The organism is Pedobacter roseus (assembly GCF_014395225.1).
GTDB lineage: Bacteria > Bacteroidota > Bacteroidia > Sphingobacteriales > Sphingobacteriaceae > Pedobacter > Pedobacter roseus.
Genome location: NZ_CP060723.1, coordinates 562,424 through 577,977, shown reverse-complemented (window position 1 = coordinate 577,977; position 15,554 = coordinate 562,424). Strand labels below are relative to the sequence as shown.

At 51.0% G+C, this 15,554-nt stretch carries 18 protein-coding genes; all 18 read right to left on the bottom strand.

Translation table 11 applies throughout. The annotated features are described in order from the left end of the window. Positions 1-73 precede the first annotated feature (73 nt). Positions 74-937, bottom strand: coding sequence for a hypothetical protein (locus tag H9L23_RS02540; RefSeq protein WP_187593524.1), 864 nt, complete (start codon positions 935-937; stop codon positions 74-76). Between the two features lie 67 nt (positions 938-1,004). Beyond that, positions 1,005-1,787, bottom strand: a complete 783-nt coding sequence (locus tag H9L23_RS02535; RefSeq protein WP_187593523.1) for a DUF4099 domain-containing protein — start codon at positions 1,785-1,787, stop codon at positions 1,005-1,007. Between the two features lie 13 nt (positions 1,788-1,800). After that, positions 1,801-3,024 carry an ArdC family protein gene (locus tag H9L23_RS02530; RefSeq protein ID WP_187593522.1) on the bottom strand — a complete coding sequence of 408 codons (1,224 nt, stop codon included), beginning with the start codon at positions 3,022-3,024 and terminating at the stop codon, positions 1,801-1,803. Then, on the bottom strand, positions 3,017-3,175 hold the full coding sequence (locus tag H9L23_RS02525; RefSeq protein WP_187593521.1) for a hypothetical protein: 159 nt from the start codon (positions 3,173-3,175) through the stop codon (positions 3,017-3,019). The genes H9L23_RS02530 and H9L23_RS02525 overlap by 8 nt, the downstream gene beginning before the upstream one ends. Then, positions 3,172-3,510, bottom strand: coding sequence for a M23 family metallopeptidase (locus tag H9L23_RS02520; protein WP_187593520.1), 339 nt, complete (start codon positions 3,508-3,510; stop codon positions 3,172-3,174). The genes H9L23_RS02525 and H9L23_RS02520 overlap by 4 nt, the downstream gene beginning before the upstream one ends. 134 nt (positions 3,511-3,644) lie before the next feature. Continuing rightward, positions 3,645-4,064, bottom strand: coding sequence for a hypothetical protein (locus tag H9L23_RS02515; RefSeq protein WP_187593519.1), 420 nt, complete (start codon positions 4,062-4,064; stop codon positions 3,645-3,647). 61 nt (positions 4,065-4,125) lie between these two features. After that, positions 4,126-6,108 (bottom strand): type IV secretion system DNA-binding domain-containing protein, encoded by a 1,983-nt coding sequence (locus tag H9L23_RS02510; protein WP_187593518.1) that lies wholly within the window; start codon positions 6,106-6,108, stop codon positions 4,126-4,128. 12 nt (positions 6,109-6,120) lie between these two features. Next, positions 6,121-6,954: a DUF4138 domain-containing protein gene (locus tag H9L23_RS02505; protein WP_187593517.1), complete on the bottom strand. Its 834-nt coding sequence runs from the start codon at positions 6,952-6,954 to the stop codon at positions 6,121-6,123. An 11-nt stretch (positions 6,955-6,965) separates the two neighbouring features. After that, positions 6,966-8,183, bottom strand: coding sequence for a conjugative transposon protein TraM (traM, locus tag H9L23_RS02500; protein ID WP_187593516.1), 1,218 nt, complete (start codon positions 8,181-8,183; stop codon positions 6,966-6,968). Further along, positions 8,164-8,568, bottom strand: coding sequence for a DUF2306 domain-containing protein (locus tag H9L23_RS02495; protein ID WP_187593515.1), 405 nt, complete (start codon positions 8,566-8,568; stop codon positions 8,164-8,166). The genes traM and H9L23_RS02495 overlap by 20 nt, the downstream gene beginning before the upstream one ends. A gap of 18 nt (positions 8,569-8,586) precedes the next feature. Then, positions 8,587-9,207 carry a conjugative transposon protein TraK gene (traK, locus tag H9L23_RS02490; RefSeq protein ID WP_187593514.1) on the bottom strand — a complete coding sequence of 207 codons (621 nt, stop codon included), beginning with the start codon at positions 9,205-9,207 and terminating at the stop codon, positions 8,587-8,589. Positions 9,208-9,209: 2 nt separating this feature from the next. Further along, a complete protein-coding gene (locus H9L23_RS02485; protein ID WP_187593513.1) occupies positions 9,210-10,349 on the bottom strand; it encodes a plasmid transfer protein in 1,140 nt (379 codons plus the stop codon). 2 nt (positions 10,350-10,351) lie between these two features. After that, complete coding sequence (locus H9L23_RS02480; protein ID WP_187593512.1) at positions 10,352-11,122, bottom strand: hypothetical protein; 771 nt, start codon at positions 11,120-11,122, stop codon at positions 10,352-10,354. Beyond that, positions 11,119-11,781 (bottom strand): hypothetical protein, encoded by a 663-nt coding sequence (locus H9L23_RS02475; protein ID WP_187593511.1) that lies wholly within the window; start codon positions 11,779-11,781, stop codon positions 11,119-11,121. The genes H9L23_RS02480 and H9L23_RS02475 overlap by 4 nt, the downstream gene beginning before the upstream one ends. After that, positions 11,778-12,437, bottom strand: a complete 660-nt coding sequence (locus H9L23_RS02470) for a hypothetical protein (RefSeq protein ID WP_187593510.1) — start codon at positions 12,435-12,437, stop codon at positions 11,778-11,780. Before H9L23_RS02470 ends, H9L23_RS02475 begins: the two co-directional genes overlap by 4 nt. Further along, complete coding sequence (locus H9L23_RS02465; protein WP_187593509.1) at positions 12,434-13,099, bottom strand: hypothetical protein; 666 nt, start codon at positions 13,097-13,099, stop codon at positions 12,434-12,436. The genes H9L23_RS02470 and H9L23_RS02465 overlap by 4 nt, the downstream gene beginning before the upstream one ends. A gap of 4 nt (positions 13,100-13,103) precedes the next feature. Continuing rightward, positions 13,104-14,270, bottom strand: coding sequence for a TraG family conjugative transposon ATPase (locus tag H9L23_RS26485; protein WP_246474821.1), 1,167 nt, complete (start codon positions 14,268-14,270; stop codon positions 13,104-13,106). After that, a complete protein-coding gene (locus tag H9L23_RS26480) occupies positions 14,267-15,553 on the bottom strand; it encodes a hypothetical protein (protein ID WP_246474820.1) in 1,287 nt (428 codons plus the stop codon). Before H9L23_RS26480 ends, H9L23_RS26485 begins: the two co-directional genes overlap by 4 nt. Position 15,554: the final 1 nt, after the last annotated feature.

Here is a 15,554-nt window from a genome sequence, read left to right as displayed (position 1 = left end):
TTTTTTTTGCGTTTTAACTACGCTAAAGACGAAAAGCTAAAAATACTCCTACGGCGTAGCGGCTAACAGAAGATCAGCGACCGGCCCTATTTCCCTTTTCTCCACCCTGATGCTGCCAGGGAAACTGTTTTGCTACTTTCGGCGGGGGAAGTACCCCATCAAATGGCCGTTTTTTTCCCGGCGGGGGATTTTCCATTGCGGACTGTGTAGCGCCGAAGATATGCTCATCCCTGATGGCTTTCATATCCCTGGAATAAATATCGAGGGTTTTGGCCTTAGGATTTGCAGCTAAATAGACTGGTTCTTCCCTTTCTGCGATTTTGAGAGGAAGTTCTACCAGGTTCCCGAAACGGAGCGCCTTGAGCAAGGCCTCTTTTTTTTCAGGATCTTCAAGCCCTAAAAAAGGATATTTGTCAACTGCCCTTTCAAGATCGTAGCCATATCCCGGGAAAAACCGGTTCATTGGATGGTTTCCCCTGTCATCGCTCACCGATAGATCAAGCTTGAACCATACTGGCACTTTGCTTCGCTGTTCATCCATTGCCTGCGCATTGTTTTTAATGTATATCTCTTTTTGCAGGGAAAGCCCGCAAAGCAGTTTATAACTCTGGAGGGCACTCATCCTGTTATCCCGCTCGAGCTCAAAATTCTGCACAACTGCATCAGCGCTGTTGTACCGCCGCAGTTCTGCCCGGTAGCTATTAAGAAAGTAGACATCTGCATCCTTTGCTTTTGAAAAATGAAGTTCAAAATGCATCTGATCAACCCCCTGACCGGGATCGGACCTGAACTCCCAGGGAATGTAACGCTGGTTGATGCCCAGGGAGAATTTTTCAGGCTTACGGTATATCGAGGAGGCCAGAACTTCGTTGAGGCGCGTTCCAAAACCAAGATAATCAAGTGTTTTCTGCAGGTAGGCTAAATTATTCTCATCCATAATATTCTAATTTTAGTTTATCTGATACCATTCATATGCGCCTGATCAGCGCACTGATATGATTTGTTTATCTCGACAGCCCCCGTTCCCGGTTTGACACGGCAGGGAACTGCCCCATTTCCACCATCTTCTGGGCGCTGTATTTTTGGCCTTCCATCTGCTGATAAGCGCTGTTAAAGGATGGCGTGGCGTAATCGACCTGCCGGGCATTGTCCTTTAGGGAGTTGATCCCACGCAGCAGCAGGTAAGAGATTCCCCCATCCAACAATACCGATAAGATCAGTGCTTTCCTGTCCGAAAGTATACCCAAAGGCTCCGAGGCACGGTGCTGGACCTGTGTGCCGTCGGCAAGCTTGACCTGTTCGCCCCTTTGATATGCGGATTTTTCTTCCTGGGAAAGGAACATCCCGTTGATCAGGTCGGGCACCTGTACGTGGGATACTTCATAGGAAATGAATTCTTTGGTTTCCCTGTCGTACTCTATATTGAGCATCGAGGATTTCCCTTCCTCCTTTTGGATACGCTTGCTGATATAGGCATCCCTCCCTTCGATAAGATTCGACATCTGTTCTTGAGTGAGCAATGGATGTGGCCTATATTGCTTATATATCGGGTGGATCAGTACCTGGACTTCACCCGCGGGGCTGCGTACCAGGGAAAGCTTGGCATCGAGCCGGTCAATGGAAAAATTTTCTGCCCTTAACCCTTCCAGCGAGAGCAGTTCGGTCCTGCGTCCGGCCAGCAGTGCCCGGATATTGTGCGGATCAAGCAGCAGCTGATCCTTGTGATAAATGCCCAGGCCTTCCAACTCCTTAAGTGGCAGTTCATGCTGATCAAATAGGTTTTTCATATGTTTTAGGATTTTATCGTCTGTTTTTTTCTTTGTTCACGGCCACATCCGGCCTCAGTGGGATTGGCGGAGCGGCTGAAAAGCCAACTGCGGTTTTTTGGGCCAACTTGACCTTGAGCAGTGACTGATATAGCCCGTCGCCCATGGACAGGGTAAAGTGAAGTCCCGAAGGCAGTTGTACCACCCGCAGGCGGCCCTGCTTTAAATGCCCCTGGATCTGGTAGAGGTTACCCTTATACCCGATTTCATCGCCTGTGGTAAGGTATCTAATGTTGACACTTCGATCCTCGCCAGGCAGCGCTGCATGCCGGGTTTGCTGTTCAAGTTTCCTCTTAAGCTCAAACTCTATTCCGATGAGAAATGAAAATATCTTTTCTGCATCCATTGCTGCCGAGTGGATCTCCACAGGATTGTTTTCCAATATCGATACCCAGCTTTCCACATAGGCAGCATGCTGAGAAGGGTCATGGCCGATGTGGAGCTCATCGCCCAGCAGCATGGAAGCGATTTCTGCCCTGAGCTCCTCCCTGGCATAAGCTTCGATCCCGTTTTTCATCAGGCTCTCACGGTCCAGTCTTGAGGGATGCCCGGTCCAGTGCGCCAGCTCATGGAGCAGCGTGGCATAATATCCTGCCGGGGAGCTAAACTGAATGCGCTCGGGAAGGGTAATGAGATCAAAACTGATATGGTAATAGGCCTGGTCGATGAACTGGTGGTTGATACGGGCCCCACTGTGGCGGATGAGTTCTTCAGCCCTTTCGATAGGATCCCAGTCGATCTTCCTTCCCGGCTGCTCGATCAGGGGTGGGATTCCGCTGATCTGCGAGGCATTGAATACCCAGGCATTGCTGACAATTGCCCTGGACAGCGGCCGGGATTCCAGCAGCGGGTTTCCTTCTCCGTCAAGGACCGGACTGCCGCGGTCATCTAGCACCGGGCAGCGTTCCTGGGTCTTGACAAACTGGATCAGGGTACCCTTTTCGTTCCTGTTGACCCTGTAGCCGGCAAGCTCGGCCTGCCTGAAAGTCATCCACCTGGGATCCTCTCTTGCTGAGAGTAAAAGGTTTATCGCATTGATGCCCTTATATCGTTTAAGGGTTTGCTGATTATACGGCATTGAAAAAGCGGGTATGCCATTACCATTCCAGGGTTTCTGCCAGGGGGAAGTACCTGCCTTGAGCTGCTCGATCAGGCGCTGGGCAACCTGAAGGTAAAGGGGCTGGTTCCTGCTATCCATCTTCCCCTCCTTCCTCCTCTAAGAGTTCATCGGCCTGGGCCGCACCATAGATTTCCGCCTGTACCAGGCTGAGTTCAAGTTTATCTGTCCTTGCGATCGCCTCCAGGATTTCCTGAAGGGACTGAGGCTCTTGTTTGTCTTTGTTTTTCATGGTTCTGTTTTTTTTTCCAGGATAACCTGAAGGGATAAAAGAAATTTTAAAGGATCTACGGCATTCCCGTCCAAGCGCAGCGAAAAATGGAGATGCTCACCAGTGGCCTTGCCGCTATGACCGGAAACCCCGATCATCTCCCCCGCACTCACCTCTTTACCGGGATAGACCAGTACCGAGGATAAATGCCCGTAAATACTTTCTGCCTTTCCATGGCAGATGCGTACAAAGTTTCCCAGAACACTGTTTTGACCGCACGAAGAGACCCTTCCCGAAAGGACTGCGCAAATGATCGAGCGCTTTGCCTTGAGATCAACGCCCCGATGAAAATCCATGCGGCCGGTAAGTGGATGGACCCGCGGACCGAAGGGGCTGGTGGGCCTCAACGGGAAAACCGGAAGCGAGACAACCTGGGAAAAGGAGCTATAAAAGCAGAGCTGGAGTAAAACGCAAAGGATAAGGATCTTTTTCACCTGCCGTTCCTTTCCGGCTTTTCCCTTTCGCGCTGCTCGGAAAAGCCGATCAGTACAGAAAGGCTTACCGTGGCATGCGTCAGCGCATCGGGATTTTTCCTGAGCAGCTGCATCGCTTCCAGAAGAGAGGTAGAACTTCCCCTTTCCTGCAGCATATTGACCCTTAAAAGGACTTTAAAGGTCTGCATTTCCATCTCGCCGGCGCTGAGGAGCAGTTCTTTATAAAGGGTGTTCCTGTCTTTGAGCACCTTAACCTCGCCTGCGCCATGGCCGGATACGGTAAGATCGCCAAAACTGACCAGGACTGCCCCTGTCAGCTGATCGATATGGCTGATCACGCCAAGTTTCGTGTTTTGTTCCCTGTTTTGCTCATGTGGGTTTTCCACCAACACCAGGGTAGAGAGATATTTTTCCATAGTTATCTTTGTTAATCGGTGAAAGGATTGTTAAAACAGCCCCAGGGATAAAGACCGGTGATCAGTTTACAGGGAAGCTGGAAGTAATCCTAGAAACTTCCCTGTTGATACGCTCGAAGTTTTCGGTGAGAACCTGCTCCTTTTTGCCCTTGAAATCATAATAGATGGGCATATGCGGATAGTTTTTCTCTTCCTGCGAGATGGCTTTCAGGTCTAAATTGACCCGGCAGTTGACTACAGGCGGAGAAAAGGCGCCGTTAAATTCACTCACCGTGTCCCCTGCAAGCATCCCCACGAGTTCCCCGGCCTTTAAAGATGCGATCTTGCCCGAGGGGATGAGGTGCTCAAGGCGCTCGCTAAAGGATAGCGAGCTTTTGCCCCGGTCCAGGGAAAGGCTTTCATTAAGCTGCTTTACCTTGCCAAAAAGCTTCTCCAGCCAATCCAGGGTTTCTTTGTTCCTTACCGAGCCTGAAAGGACATTGCCCACCACCGAACAGATCGTTGTAGCTACTTCCTTTCCGAACTGCTGCTGGAACTGTGGAAGTTCCTGCAGGCCCATTAAAACTGCTACCCGGTTAGAACGCGCGGTTGCAATAAGGTTCTCAATGCGGTGCACGTAGATGGTGGGCAGCTCATCGAGTATCAGCGCGCTGGGCAGGTTACCCTTGGAATTGATCAGCCTGGTGAGCCGGTTGAGCACAACGGAGTAACAGGCTGAATTGATATTCTGGGTATTGGGGTCATTTGCCAGGATAAGTGTTCCAGGTGATGCAGGGTCACTGATTTTTAGGCTGAAATCATCGCCCGAAAACACCCAGAAGGTCTCTTTTGTGGCCAGTCTGGATATAAATATCTTCAGTGTGCCCACCTGCCCCTCCAGCTGATCAAAGGCCTTTGCCCGGTATGCACTCATAAATGGGGAAAGAAGCGATTCAAGCTCGGGATTACTCAGCAGGGCTGTAAAGATTTGCTCATAGGAACTGTTAAGAAAAGAAAGCACGTGCGGGAGGGTGGAATACCGGCCATTTTGGTAACGTGAAAAAAAATAGATGCACGCTGAGAGGAAATTGACCGCGCTCTGGGTGAAAAACTGGTCGCTGCCCGAGGATTTATCCCCTTTTTTGAGCGCCTCGACTAAGGCTTCGGCTGTTTCCGAAGCATCGGCAAGGGTAAGGATATAATCTGCTCGCAGTACATTGATACGCCTGGACATTTCCACATTGTTTAGGTTGATCACATGGAAAAGGTGGTTTTTCAGGCGGCCCTGCTTTTTGCCGAGCAAAAAATGATAATAAGCCAGCTGCGCGAGGTCAAAGAACTTAAAATCATAAATACATAGGCAGAAGTCCCTGGCCATCAACTGCCGGATGAATGGCATAACCACCCCGAAACTCTTTCCCGATCCGGGCGTGCCGATCAAAAGGGTACCCCGGAAGATATTTTCGATATTGATATACCCTTGCCTGACTTTTTTACGGTAATAAAACAGGCTTGGTATACTGACGCAGGCCGGTCCGCGGATCTCCCTGGTGGCCTGCATAAAGGATTCCTGCTCGATATTCCAAGGGTCTTTACCAAGCTGCGAGCTGATGATTTTGGAGACATTGTCCATTGCAGTATGGATCAGTATTGTCCCAAAAATCAGTGTCAGGCAATAGCTGAGCGCTGTCCAGTTTAATCCCACGATCACCCGGGCCCCATCTTGAAGAAAAACCAGGGGACCGGAGAAAAAAAGCGCAAGGCCTGCCGACAATGGATAAAGGATCGCTGTACGGTAATCGAGTTCTTTTTCTTTTTTGCTTAAAGTGCCGATGGAAACCAGTATGGTCAGCATCAGTATAAATCCCCTGGAATATAAAGGGCTGAGATAAATACCGATTTTGGAAATTTGCTGCAGGATTTGTGCAAGAAAGAAGCTGCCAGGAAAATCAACTTGAAGGATCCTGGGCAGGCAGATGAAAATAAGGATATCCAGGACAACCGAAAGGTAGATGCAGAAGCGCATAAACTGATGGAGCCCCTGCTGTTCTTTGCTCTCTTCCATAAGGCCTAAGGTTTAAAAGGTATCAGCACGCAGGATATCCCCATACTGTATGCCCAGGGAAACCCTGCGGTCGGAAAGCTGCTTTTCTGCCATGGTAAGCACAAGGCGCTTCTGTCGAGAAAAGCTCAGCTTATCGATAACCAGGATATTGCGCATACCCCTGGTAAAGGCTCTTAAGGGATAAAGCTGCCAGAGAATAGGGACCGGGATGGACTGGTGGTTGGTGGCCCTGCTGACCTTTTTGTCTTCCAGGCTCAGGCTGAATACCTCTGGGTGATAGGGCAGTGATGAACTGTTTTCAATATAAATATCCAAAAAAACCTGCTCACCGATGCAGTAAATCTTCCTGATTTCCAGTGATATCCCATGGGAAGATGCCCTGGAGAGGGGCTTATGAAACCGCAGGGCGAGTATGTCCAGCGCATTTTTTCTCATTTGGGCGCTACTGGTAATCCCTGCGGGAAGATCTACCGGCACCATATGCTCCGGCAGGATTTCGATATCGGTGACTGCGTCCCCTGAGCTCAGGCCATGGCCAAAATGCAGGCTGTACTGGGCCATAAATCGCTCTGCTATAATGGTTACTACTGCAGGCTCGTCTGCTTGATGTCCTTCAGGCAGAGCGCCGGGACGGATGCATAATATATTCGCCGCAGTAAGTTCATGCGTGATTGCAGGGTTTGAAATGTCGACATAGCGGATGGGCTCAGGGGAACGGAAATGTAGCGGCATCCCCGCTGTGATATCGATTCTTGGGAGATCCGAAAGTGGTCTGCCGACAGGCTGCTGGGCAAAAAGGCACAGATTGGCTAAAGCGAGCAGGGCAAAAAGAAATAATGTTTTCATGGTTTATGGATTTAAAGGTTTTTCTGACGGGATGAGAGTTCATCGGGATCAACGAGATAAAGCAGGGTGCCATATTTGATTTTGGCCTTGTTCTGACGGACCAGGCGGGTAAAGGCGCCAGAAGCGGACTGGAAAACCCTGCCCATCAGGCTCATCATTTGCCTGTTTTCCCCAAAGGCTCCCTCAATGGAGAGTCCCTGCGGGGAAGCACTGCCAACATCCCGCCCAAGCTCGCGGAATGCTGATGAGGGTACATAGATCCCCTTCAACCCGTCCAGATCATAAGCCTCAAGGTTCAGGGGCAGGATTTCACCATCCAGGAGTACCGAACTGACCGATATCCCGATGCGCTGGGCAGAAAAAGAGGATATGGTCCCAAAAAGGGTGGTTCCTTTTTTTATCAGTAATTTTTCTGCCCTGATATCTGCGAGCAGCCGCATGCGCATTCGCGATCCCAAGCGTCCGGTAAGCTGCTCATCGATCATCACCGGGATATTCACTGCCCCAGCCAGTTTCTCTCCCGAAGCTCCCCCGCCTCTTGGAATGCTGTCCATGCTCACCCGAAGGGCTTTAGCCACTGGCCGTTTATTTGCAGTTCCGGGCAGCTGGCCAGGACTTTCCAGACCGGGCTTCAGCGAAGAGTCACCTGCCCTGCCGATACTGTCCACTATAGCCATCTGGGCCCTAAATAAGGCCATTGGATCCGCAGGGGAATCCCGGTTTGGCGCAGAAGGGCCAGACCGCTGCAGCTCATTAAGCGCCTCGGCGATCGCCCGGTCCCTTTCGAGGGCACTTTGGCTTCCTTTCTGTTCATCCCTGCCCCTTGCTCCCTTTTGCGGGAAATTCAGGGCATAGGGACCTGCTGGGGATTGACTGTAACGGCTGCGGATAGCGGACTCGATAGAGTCGAGCATTTTCTGACCGCTCAAGGGATGGTCTGTCAGTGGATCTGCATCCAGCGGCCCTTCAGCGCCGAGCTGGCTCAGCGCTGAAGGGGCATCGGATCTGCGGTAGCGCTCTTCGAAAGCCTGCAGCTTATCCTGCAGTTTTTGTCCGCTAACTTCGTCCGATACCCCTGCAAGGCCGCTCTGCAGGCCACCTTTTTCCTTTCCTTGGGTTTTATCCCCTTTGGCGGAGTAAGCGCGGAAGATAAAAAACAGGAGTATGATAAAGGGCAGGCAAAGGACCGGCAGAACATAGCGCGGGTTTTTAAGGTTGATTTTTTTCATGGTCGTTGATGTTGTTCTGTAGCTTTTTTATTCTTTGCAGCAGGGCTGCTATTTTAAGGCTGTCGGCGGAACTGAGCTGTTTTGTGGATAAAAGGCCATTGAGCTCAGCCTGCATCTGCATGACCTGCATGAGATTTCCCGCGGCCTGAGATACTCCCAGGATCCCCGCGCCGGCTTTCTGCTTTATGCCAGGCTTGCTGGCACCGGCCATTTCCGGCTGGGTCCTGAGCAGGGTAAAGCAGAGAAGGGCTGAACTGGCCAAAATCAGCATCATCAGCACAAAGACACGCCCTGGATTGCGGACAAACCATCGGGATATCCCTGCCAGGGGTGGAGATAGCCGTTTTAGGGCATAGGAAAATAAAATGCTATTGCGTTTTTCCATGATCATGGTTGTTTTAGTTTAAAATGGGTTTTTCGATGTGGTGGAGAGGTCCCTGTTTTCCAGGGTCTTCCAGCCGGTAATCAGCACTGCATTGGGATTGTTTTCCGAGCGGGCGGAAAGATCACTTAAATGCCCTTCGGTGATTAGCGAGCGGGTCACTACCGTGCTTCTGCGGTCGATCCGCTGGGTGCCGTAATAGCGGAAATATTTTGCCTTTTCATCTAAAAAAATCGAGTCGGTCCGGATAGAAAGTACTGCCGAGGAGGACAGCACCGAAGAGAAAAAGCTGCGCTCCTTTAAATTATTGTATTCCCTGGCCCCGCTTTCATCGATCAGGTACATCGCCTGCCGCATCTGTCCCTCGATGTATTTTTCATCCGGGATGAGCGAAAAAAACAGGCTATGGAACCTTGCAATATGGGCCCGGTATTCCGCGCCCCTGTTTACCTCGAGCGCTGTTCTTTTTGCCCCCAGGGGAACTGATCCGTTATCGAGCAGGTAAATCCGCTTTGTGGAAAGCTCGAACTGCCGGTAAGCAAAAAAAGAGACCACCGAACAGACCAGCAGGCAGAGGATGAAGCTCGATGCGCAAAGAAAAGTTGCCAGGCGGATTTTGCTTTCTATATTTTTGATCAGCATGTCTATCCTCCTATTGCTTTACTGGCCATGCTTCCCATCGTTCCTGCCCCGGATCCCATGGCGCTAGCCGCAGAGCTCACCCCTGAGGTGGAGACAATCCAGGTAGAAATGCTGGGAACGGTAAACATTGTAAGTGCACCGATGATAAAAGTGATGATGACCATTCCGAAGGAAAGTACCCCGTTTGAGGCAAACCAGCCCAGTTTTTCAATATCCGGGCCTGTGCTGCCCAAAAGCTCGGTGTAGCGGGAGATTTCGGCCTCCAGGGCATAATGCTGGAAGAGGGATGCCACATACATCACCAAAAAACCGATCCCGGAATACAGGTTGACCGATATAAAACGCGCAATCCAGGTGGAAAAGGAATCACGGAAGGCCGGCAGGATACTGATCGCGACAGAGAATGGCCCCAGGATAATCAGTATGGTGGAAAAAATAATCTGTACGGTAAAAATAACATATACACTGATGCGCAGGATCCATATTGCAAGGGTCTCCAGAAGCGAAGTAGCCAGCAGCTGCAGGCCGATCTGCAGCCGGTTGCGCATTTCCACAACCGGGTTCCAGACCTGAGAAAATCCTTCCTTGACCGAGCTTTTGACCGATTCCCAGGCATGTTCATACCAACTGTCGGCCTCTCTTGCGGCCACCTCGGTCTCGGCCTGTACCTTGAAAAGGGCATCGGCAACATCGGTCATCAGTTTCGCACGCTGCAGACGCAGGGCATTGATATCCTGCTGGCTCCCCTCAAAAAGCGCCGAGGTGCGGTTTTCGACAATCTCTGCGGGAAAGGCCACCAGCCGGGTAAAAACGGGCCACCATAAAATGACCATCGAAAGCCCGAAAGGGCGCAGCAGGGGCATAATTTCCAGGCGCTTATCCCCAGAGATCATCTCATAACTTTTAATGGCAAAAAAAATGAGCATAAAAATCGCGCACAAGGCCTGCGCGTCGGCAATAAAGGCATCGTAATGGGTCCAGATGGTGGATTTGAGTTCCTTCAAAAAATGCATCATCCCCTCCTCATAAACCCCGTTCCCCTGAAGAAAATTAAAGGTTTCCTTAAACGAGTCCGGTACCCCGCGGGCGTCAGGCTGCACCAAAAGGCCGGCAGTTCCGGCAATCATATTTGTAGTTTGCATGGCTATAATTTTGAATGTTTTAAAATTTCATCCGCGATGGCAATGTCCCTTCGTGAAGCAGGAGAAAGTTTCGGCCCGCTCTTATGGAGGATGCCGGCAGCATCTGAAATGGAAATATGTTTCCAGGCCAGGCGTTTTTTTTCCTCCCAAACCGCCTCCAGCTTGTGGTATTCCCCTAGCATACGCTGGTAGCTTAGCAGACGTTCTCCCCTGGAAAGGGTGGTTTTCCTTGCGGTCTGCAAACGCTCAAGCAGGCTTTCCCTTTCCTCAGCGAACCAGCTGTAAAGGCCCGAAGAGATTAGGTAAGCGCGCGCTTTTGCACCTGCGCCTTCCAGTTCATTTTCTGGAGTGCTTAAAAGGGGCGCGAAAGCATAGCGGTAGTAGAGCTGCCATAGTGGGTCCATATCACTCAGCAGGCCAGAAAATGCCGAGGCTTTCATCAGCGCCTGGGCCTTGAGGGTATCGCTGTGCAGCTGGTAGGCCTGATCGGCCTGCGACATGGCAAGCGCGAGTGCGATGCGCTGTGTCTGCGGCCCCTGCGGGCCCAGTGGGCGCAGGTCGCTGCCGGGATAATTGGGGTGGAGTGCCCAAGTGAGCCAGTAGTAGGGGTTTAGCCCCAGAAAACCGGGTTTAGGGGTAAATTTATCCCTGTCCCACTGCTTGAATACCATGCGCTCCTGCTGGTTTTTGATGTGTTCATCACTGACTATGCGCTGGGCGGGGCAGCATAAGACCCTTAAACCCATCAGTAGCATTAAAATAAGTTTCTTCATTTCTTTGTTATCATTTTATAGTTTAATAGCAGATTTTCTACCATCCGCTTATCGGTATTGACAAAAGAGGAAAAGGGATTCACCGAGCGTAGCAATCCACGGTGGGCCGCCCAGTACATGCATTTCTGAATACTATAGAGCAGTGCGCGGATCGTTTTAAGTTCCAAAGAGATCTTTTTCAGCAGCGCGTCACGCTTGCCAAAATCCATTAGCACGTTCTCTCCTTCTTTGAGCACCAAATCCGATACCTCGCCCGCCAGGCGTGTCCCCCTGCCGGCCATCTGCCTGCAGGTCTGCTCGGCGAAAAGCAGTAGATGCGGTGATGAGGCGGCCTGGGAAAGCACCTGCCTGCCCGCTGAGATGATTTCCATTGTCAGCGAGCCGATCTGTCTTACCGCAAGTGCACTTTTTAGTCCCTGATCTACCTGCGCCAGGGAATTGTAGATGAGCTGCTCGGTAAAGATTACCGCGCTCAAGTTTACCTGTATACCTTTAAGGGAGCTGAGGGTTTCATTAAGGCCGCGCTGGTACCCTTGTTCGGCAGTAAGCCTGGCGGCATTGTTTTCCAGAACGGCTTTGAGGTGTCCCCTGTCGATGATGATGCGCTGGGCGGATGCAGCCTGGGCAGTGAGCAGCAGCAGAATAAGCCATATTTTCATGGCCCTATTTTTAGTGTGCGCAACTTCTGCAGGATCTCACCACTTAGCGCCCGGTCGCGTTTCCCGAAATCAGAAAACCCCGCCTTCGTTCGCTGAGTATGCTGCGCTGCTGCACGCAGGGTCTGGCAGATCCCGTGCAAAGCGCTGCTGATGGAGCGGAGCTGGGAGGTGAGCTGAAAAAAAAGAAGCTTTCGCTCGCTCTGGCGCATCTGGTTGAGCTCACCTATACTTAAGGCAAGCCCATATAAATAGCGCAGGAACAGCTGCGCCTGATCGGCAAGGTCTGCCTGAGCAGAAAGCGCCAGTGGGATCAGCAAGGGATCTGAGCTACACAGGGATATGATGGCCGATTGCTGGAGATAAATATCATCCAAAAGGGGTGAAGATTCAATGCCTATCTGCAGCGCATCGATAGCGCCACCCAGCATTGAAAGCTGTGAGCTGATCTTTACATAGCCTTCTTTGAGGCTTTTCATGCCCCTTTGATTCAGGCTTTCCCCCGCCAGCGCTACCCCTTGCCGCTCGCGGGCGGAAGACTGCCGCCCGTGTTCACCCTTACTCTGGGAAATGAGCTGATGGAGTAGGGCAATATTGATCTGGGCAGGGCATAAAAAAGGAAAAAAGGTCACAAGAGATAAAAAAAGAAAGATTTTCATGGCTTTAACATTTTAGCTTGCAGGATAACCTCACCAGCTATGCGTTTATCGATGTTGATAAAGCCACGGTAAGGATTGATTGAATTGAAAAAGCCCCGCTGGGAGGCCCAGTATACCGAGCGGTAGATCCCATAACTCACCCCGCGGAGTACACCGATTTTCACTGTGATGGCATTGAGCAGCCTTGCCCGCTCGCCGGAATCCATCAGGTTGCCCTTGCCACCCTTGAGCACAAAAGCAGAAACCTCTGCGGCAAGGGCAGATGCACGCGCGGAAAACTCCCGGCCACCCTCTTCTGCGAACAGCAGGAATTGGGGACTGTTTTTTGCCAGTACGGCCGTCTTTTTAACATCAGAGAAAATGTCCTGGGAAATCTCATAGATATCCCTGACCGAAAGCAGTGATCCCATCACAGCAGATACCTCGCGAAGGCCGCGGTAGATATCTGCCTGCAGGGAGTTTACGATGCCCAGCTGGCCGGTGACCGAGAGCTGGGCCTTTTCGATAAGGGATAAGTTTGAATTGGTTTTATCCAGCTGGGAATTGATCATGCCCGAGCCTGCGGCAACAGCTGCCGAGGTTGCTGGATCCACATAGATCTGCGCGCTGGAGAAAAAAACCGCGCAGCAGAGAAAAGCTAAAGTGAAATAAACTGTTTTCATAACATTAATGGTTTTGGTTTGCGGTATTGACCCTGCGGACAAATTCTTCCAGGGAAAGCGAAGAGGACTTCAGCTCCGAAATAAAGGCATTTAATCCTTCACGCAGGGAGCCATAACGGGATATATAACTTTCAAGGGCAAGTTTTTCAGGTTTCTCGGTGGAGAAAACCAGGTACTGGGCGAGCGAGACTTCAACTCCGTATACTTCCCCGCTTGCCCCCCTTTTGATGTACACTTCCTTGAACCTTGATCTGCCTTGCCGGTTATCCAGCCGGTTAATGGTAAAAATTTTATTCTGCTCGGTCTCCGACAGGGATAAAAGGGAAGCAATCTGGCCGTAATTGTCCCTGAACTTACCCTGGTCAAGCAGGCACACGGTATCAGAGTTGCTAATGATGCTGTCCTTGATGACCGGGTTACCGATAATATCATTGAGTTCCTGGGTGACCACGATCGCCTCCCCCCAGAATTTCCTGACCGTTTTGTACATATAAAGCAGGTAAGAGGCCATTATCGGGGAGGCGACCGCCTTCCATGCCTCTTCTAGAATCAGCGCTTTGCGCTGGTGGCTCCTGTGCCTCATTTTCTGCAGGAAAACATCCATGATAATCAGCGTGACGATGGGAAAGAGCACCTTATGCTCGCGGATAGCGTCGATTTCAAAGATGACCAGACGCTCTGAAAACAGCGAGCTGTCCACATCCTGGTTGAGCAGCTCACCGAACTCTCCACCGCTGCAGAACTTTTTGAGTACATAACGATACCCTTCCAAATCAAAGCCCACCTGATCGCAGGCCATGACCCTTGAAATCTCTGAAAGGGAAAAATGGTAAAAGGAATCAAAGCAAAGCTGCTTATCCTCAAGGTCCGATGAGAAGAAATCCCCGTAATAGGCAGTGATCACGCTGGAGATCACCGTGTCCTCGAGCTGGGAGACCTCTCCGCCGCTCCCGCGGAAAAGCAGGCAGATCAGCGTCTTTAAAAAATCCTTTTTTTCCAGGTTATATTCTTCCCTGGAAATCTTGAAAGGATTCATCGTGATGGGCTGCTGTTCTGAATAGGTAAGGTAACGTCCCCCAAAGTATCTGCACAGCCCGCTGTAGGAATGCCCGGTATCGACAATCACCACGTCCATATTGTAGCGCATATACTGCTCGATGAGCGCGTTCATAAAAAATGACTTGCCTGATCCGGATCCCCGAGCACAAACTTTGAGCGGTTGGCGATCCTCCCTTGAGTGATGGGCAGATCCGCGGGATCGATACCTACCGGGGTACCCTGGCGGTCGGTAAAATAGACCAGAAAACCGGACGCTTCACTCTCCATGAGCCTTTCCCGGAACATCAGGCAGATTGCCGCCTCGCAGCTCAATAGGTACCAGTCGTAGCTTTTGAGCGAAATCCCGTTCCCGGGAAGCGCTGAGCGGAAAAGCTCGAACTGGTTATAGGCATTTCTCGAACAGATGATACCCTGCTGGAAAAGTGATGACTCCACAAAGTTCACAGCCGGGGACAGCTGCCCTTTGGCCCCGCAGATCAAAAGGTTATAGTGTGCGTTCACAAGAAGCTCATTGTCCCTGGCTACGCAGCTAAGCAATTCGTTGATATCCGATGCGCACATCTGGTTGGCAGGATCAGCCAGGCCCGAGTGGCGCTTGGCCTTTAACCTGAGCCTGCGCAGGGTAGCCTCCTGGGAGGGGATCTCAATAAACTGGTTGTAGACCATGCAGTGATAATGGGGCACCTGATAAAAAAAGGACAGGTTGTCCATCGCAAAGCCGTTAAAGGCATGCCCATCGTCCACCAGGCGGTAGGTGCCCATCGATGAAGGCAGATCGATCGCCCCGGTATCGATCAAAGAAAGGACCTTGATTTCCCGATCCCCCATCTCAAGGCCTGTATCGCCCGCTTTCAAATTGTTATGGCTGATGTGCGGAGAAGAAAAATCCATCGCCAGCATCCCTTGGGTGAGCTGCCGGATATCTCTTGCCGATAGCAGCTGTGGCGAAAGACCGCCCTGGGTGAGCAGGTCCATGACCTTATCCGATCTGGAGAGAAAATCTGTCCCGGCTTTCTCATCATAGACATAAAAGGCGCCATTTTTAACCTGGCGCGTCAGGGTCAGATAAGTCTGGATGGAGGTATAGGAGCGGCCTTTGAAATGGTCATGGTAGCATTGCTCCAGAAAAGATTCCCCATGCTGCTTATCATAACTCTTTTTTGAAAAGATATCCTGCTTATGGATGATATGCCCCTCTCCCATGATCTTGATCAGGTTGAGCATCAGGGAGTGAAAGTGTTCATGGGGCTGGGGATCCCCGCAGTACTGCAGGGCGGGATTGGTAATTTTGATGATGAGCGAAAAATCCCCGCGATCGGAATAAAGCAGCTCGGTGCCGTTCCAGGGGGCAATACCGCAATAGGGAAGGTCAAAAGTCCTGTTTTTTTTTGCCATA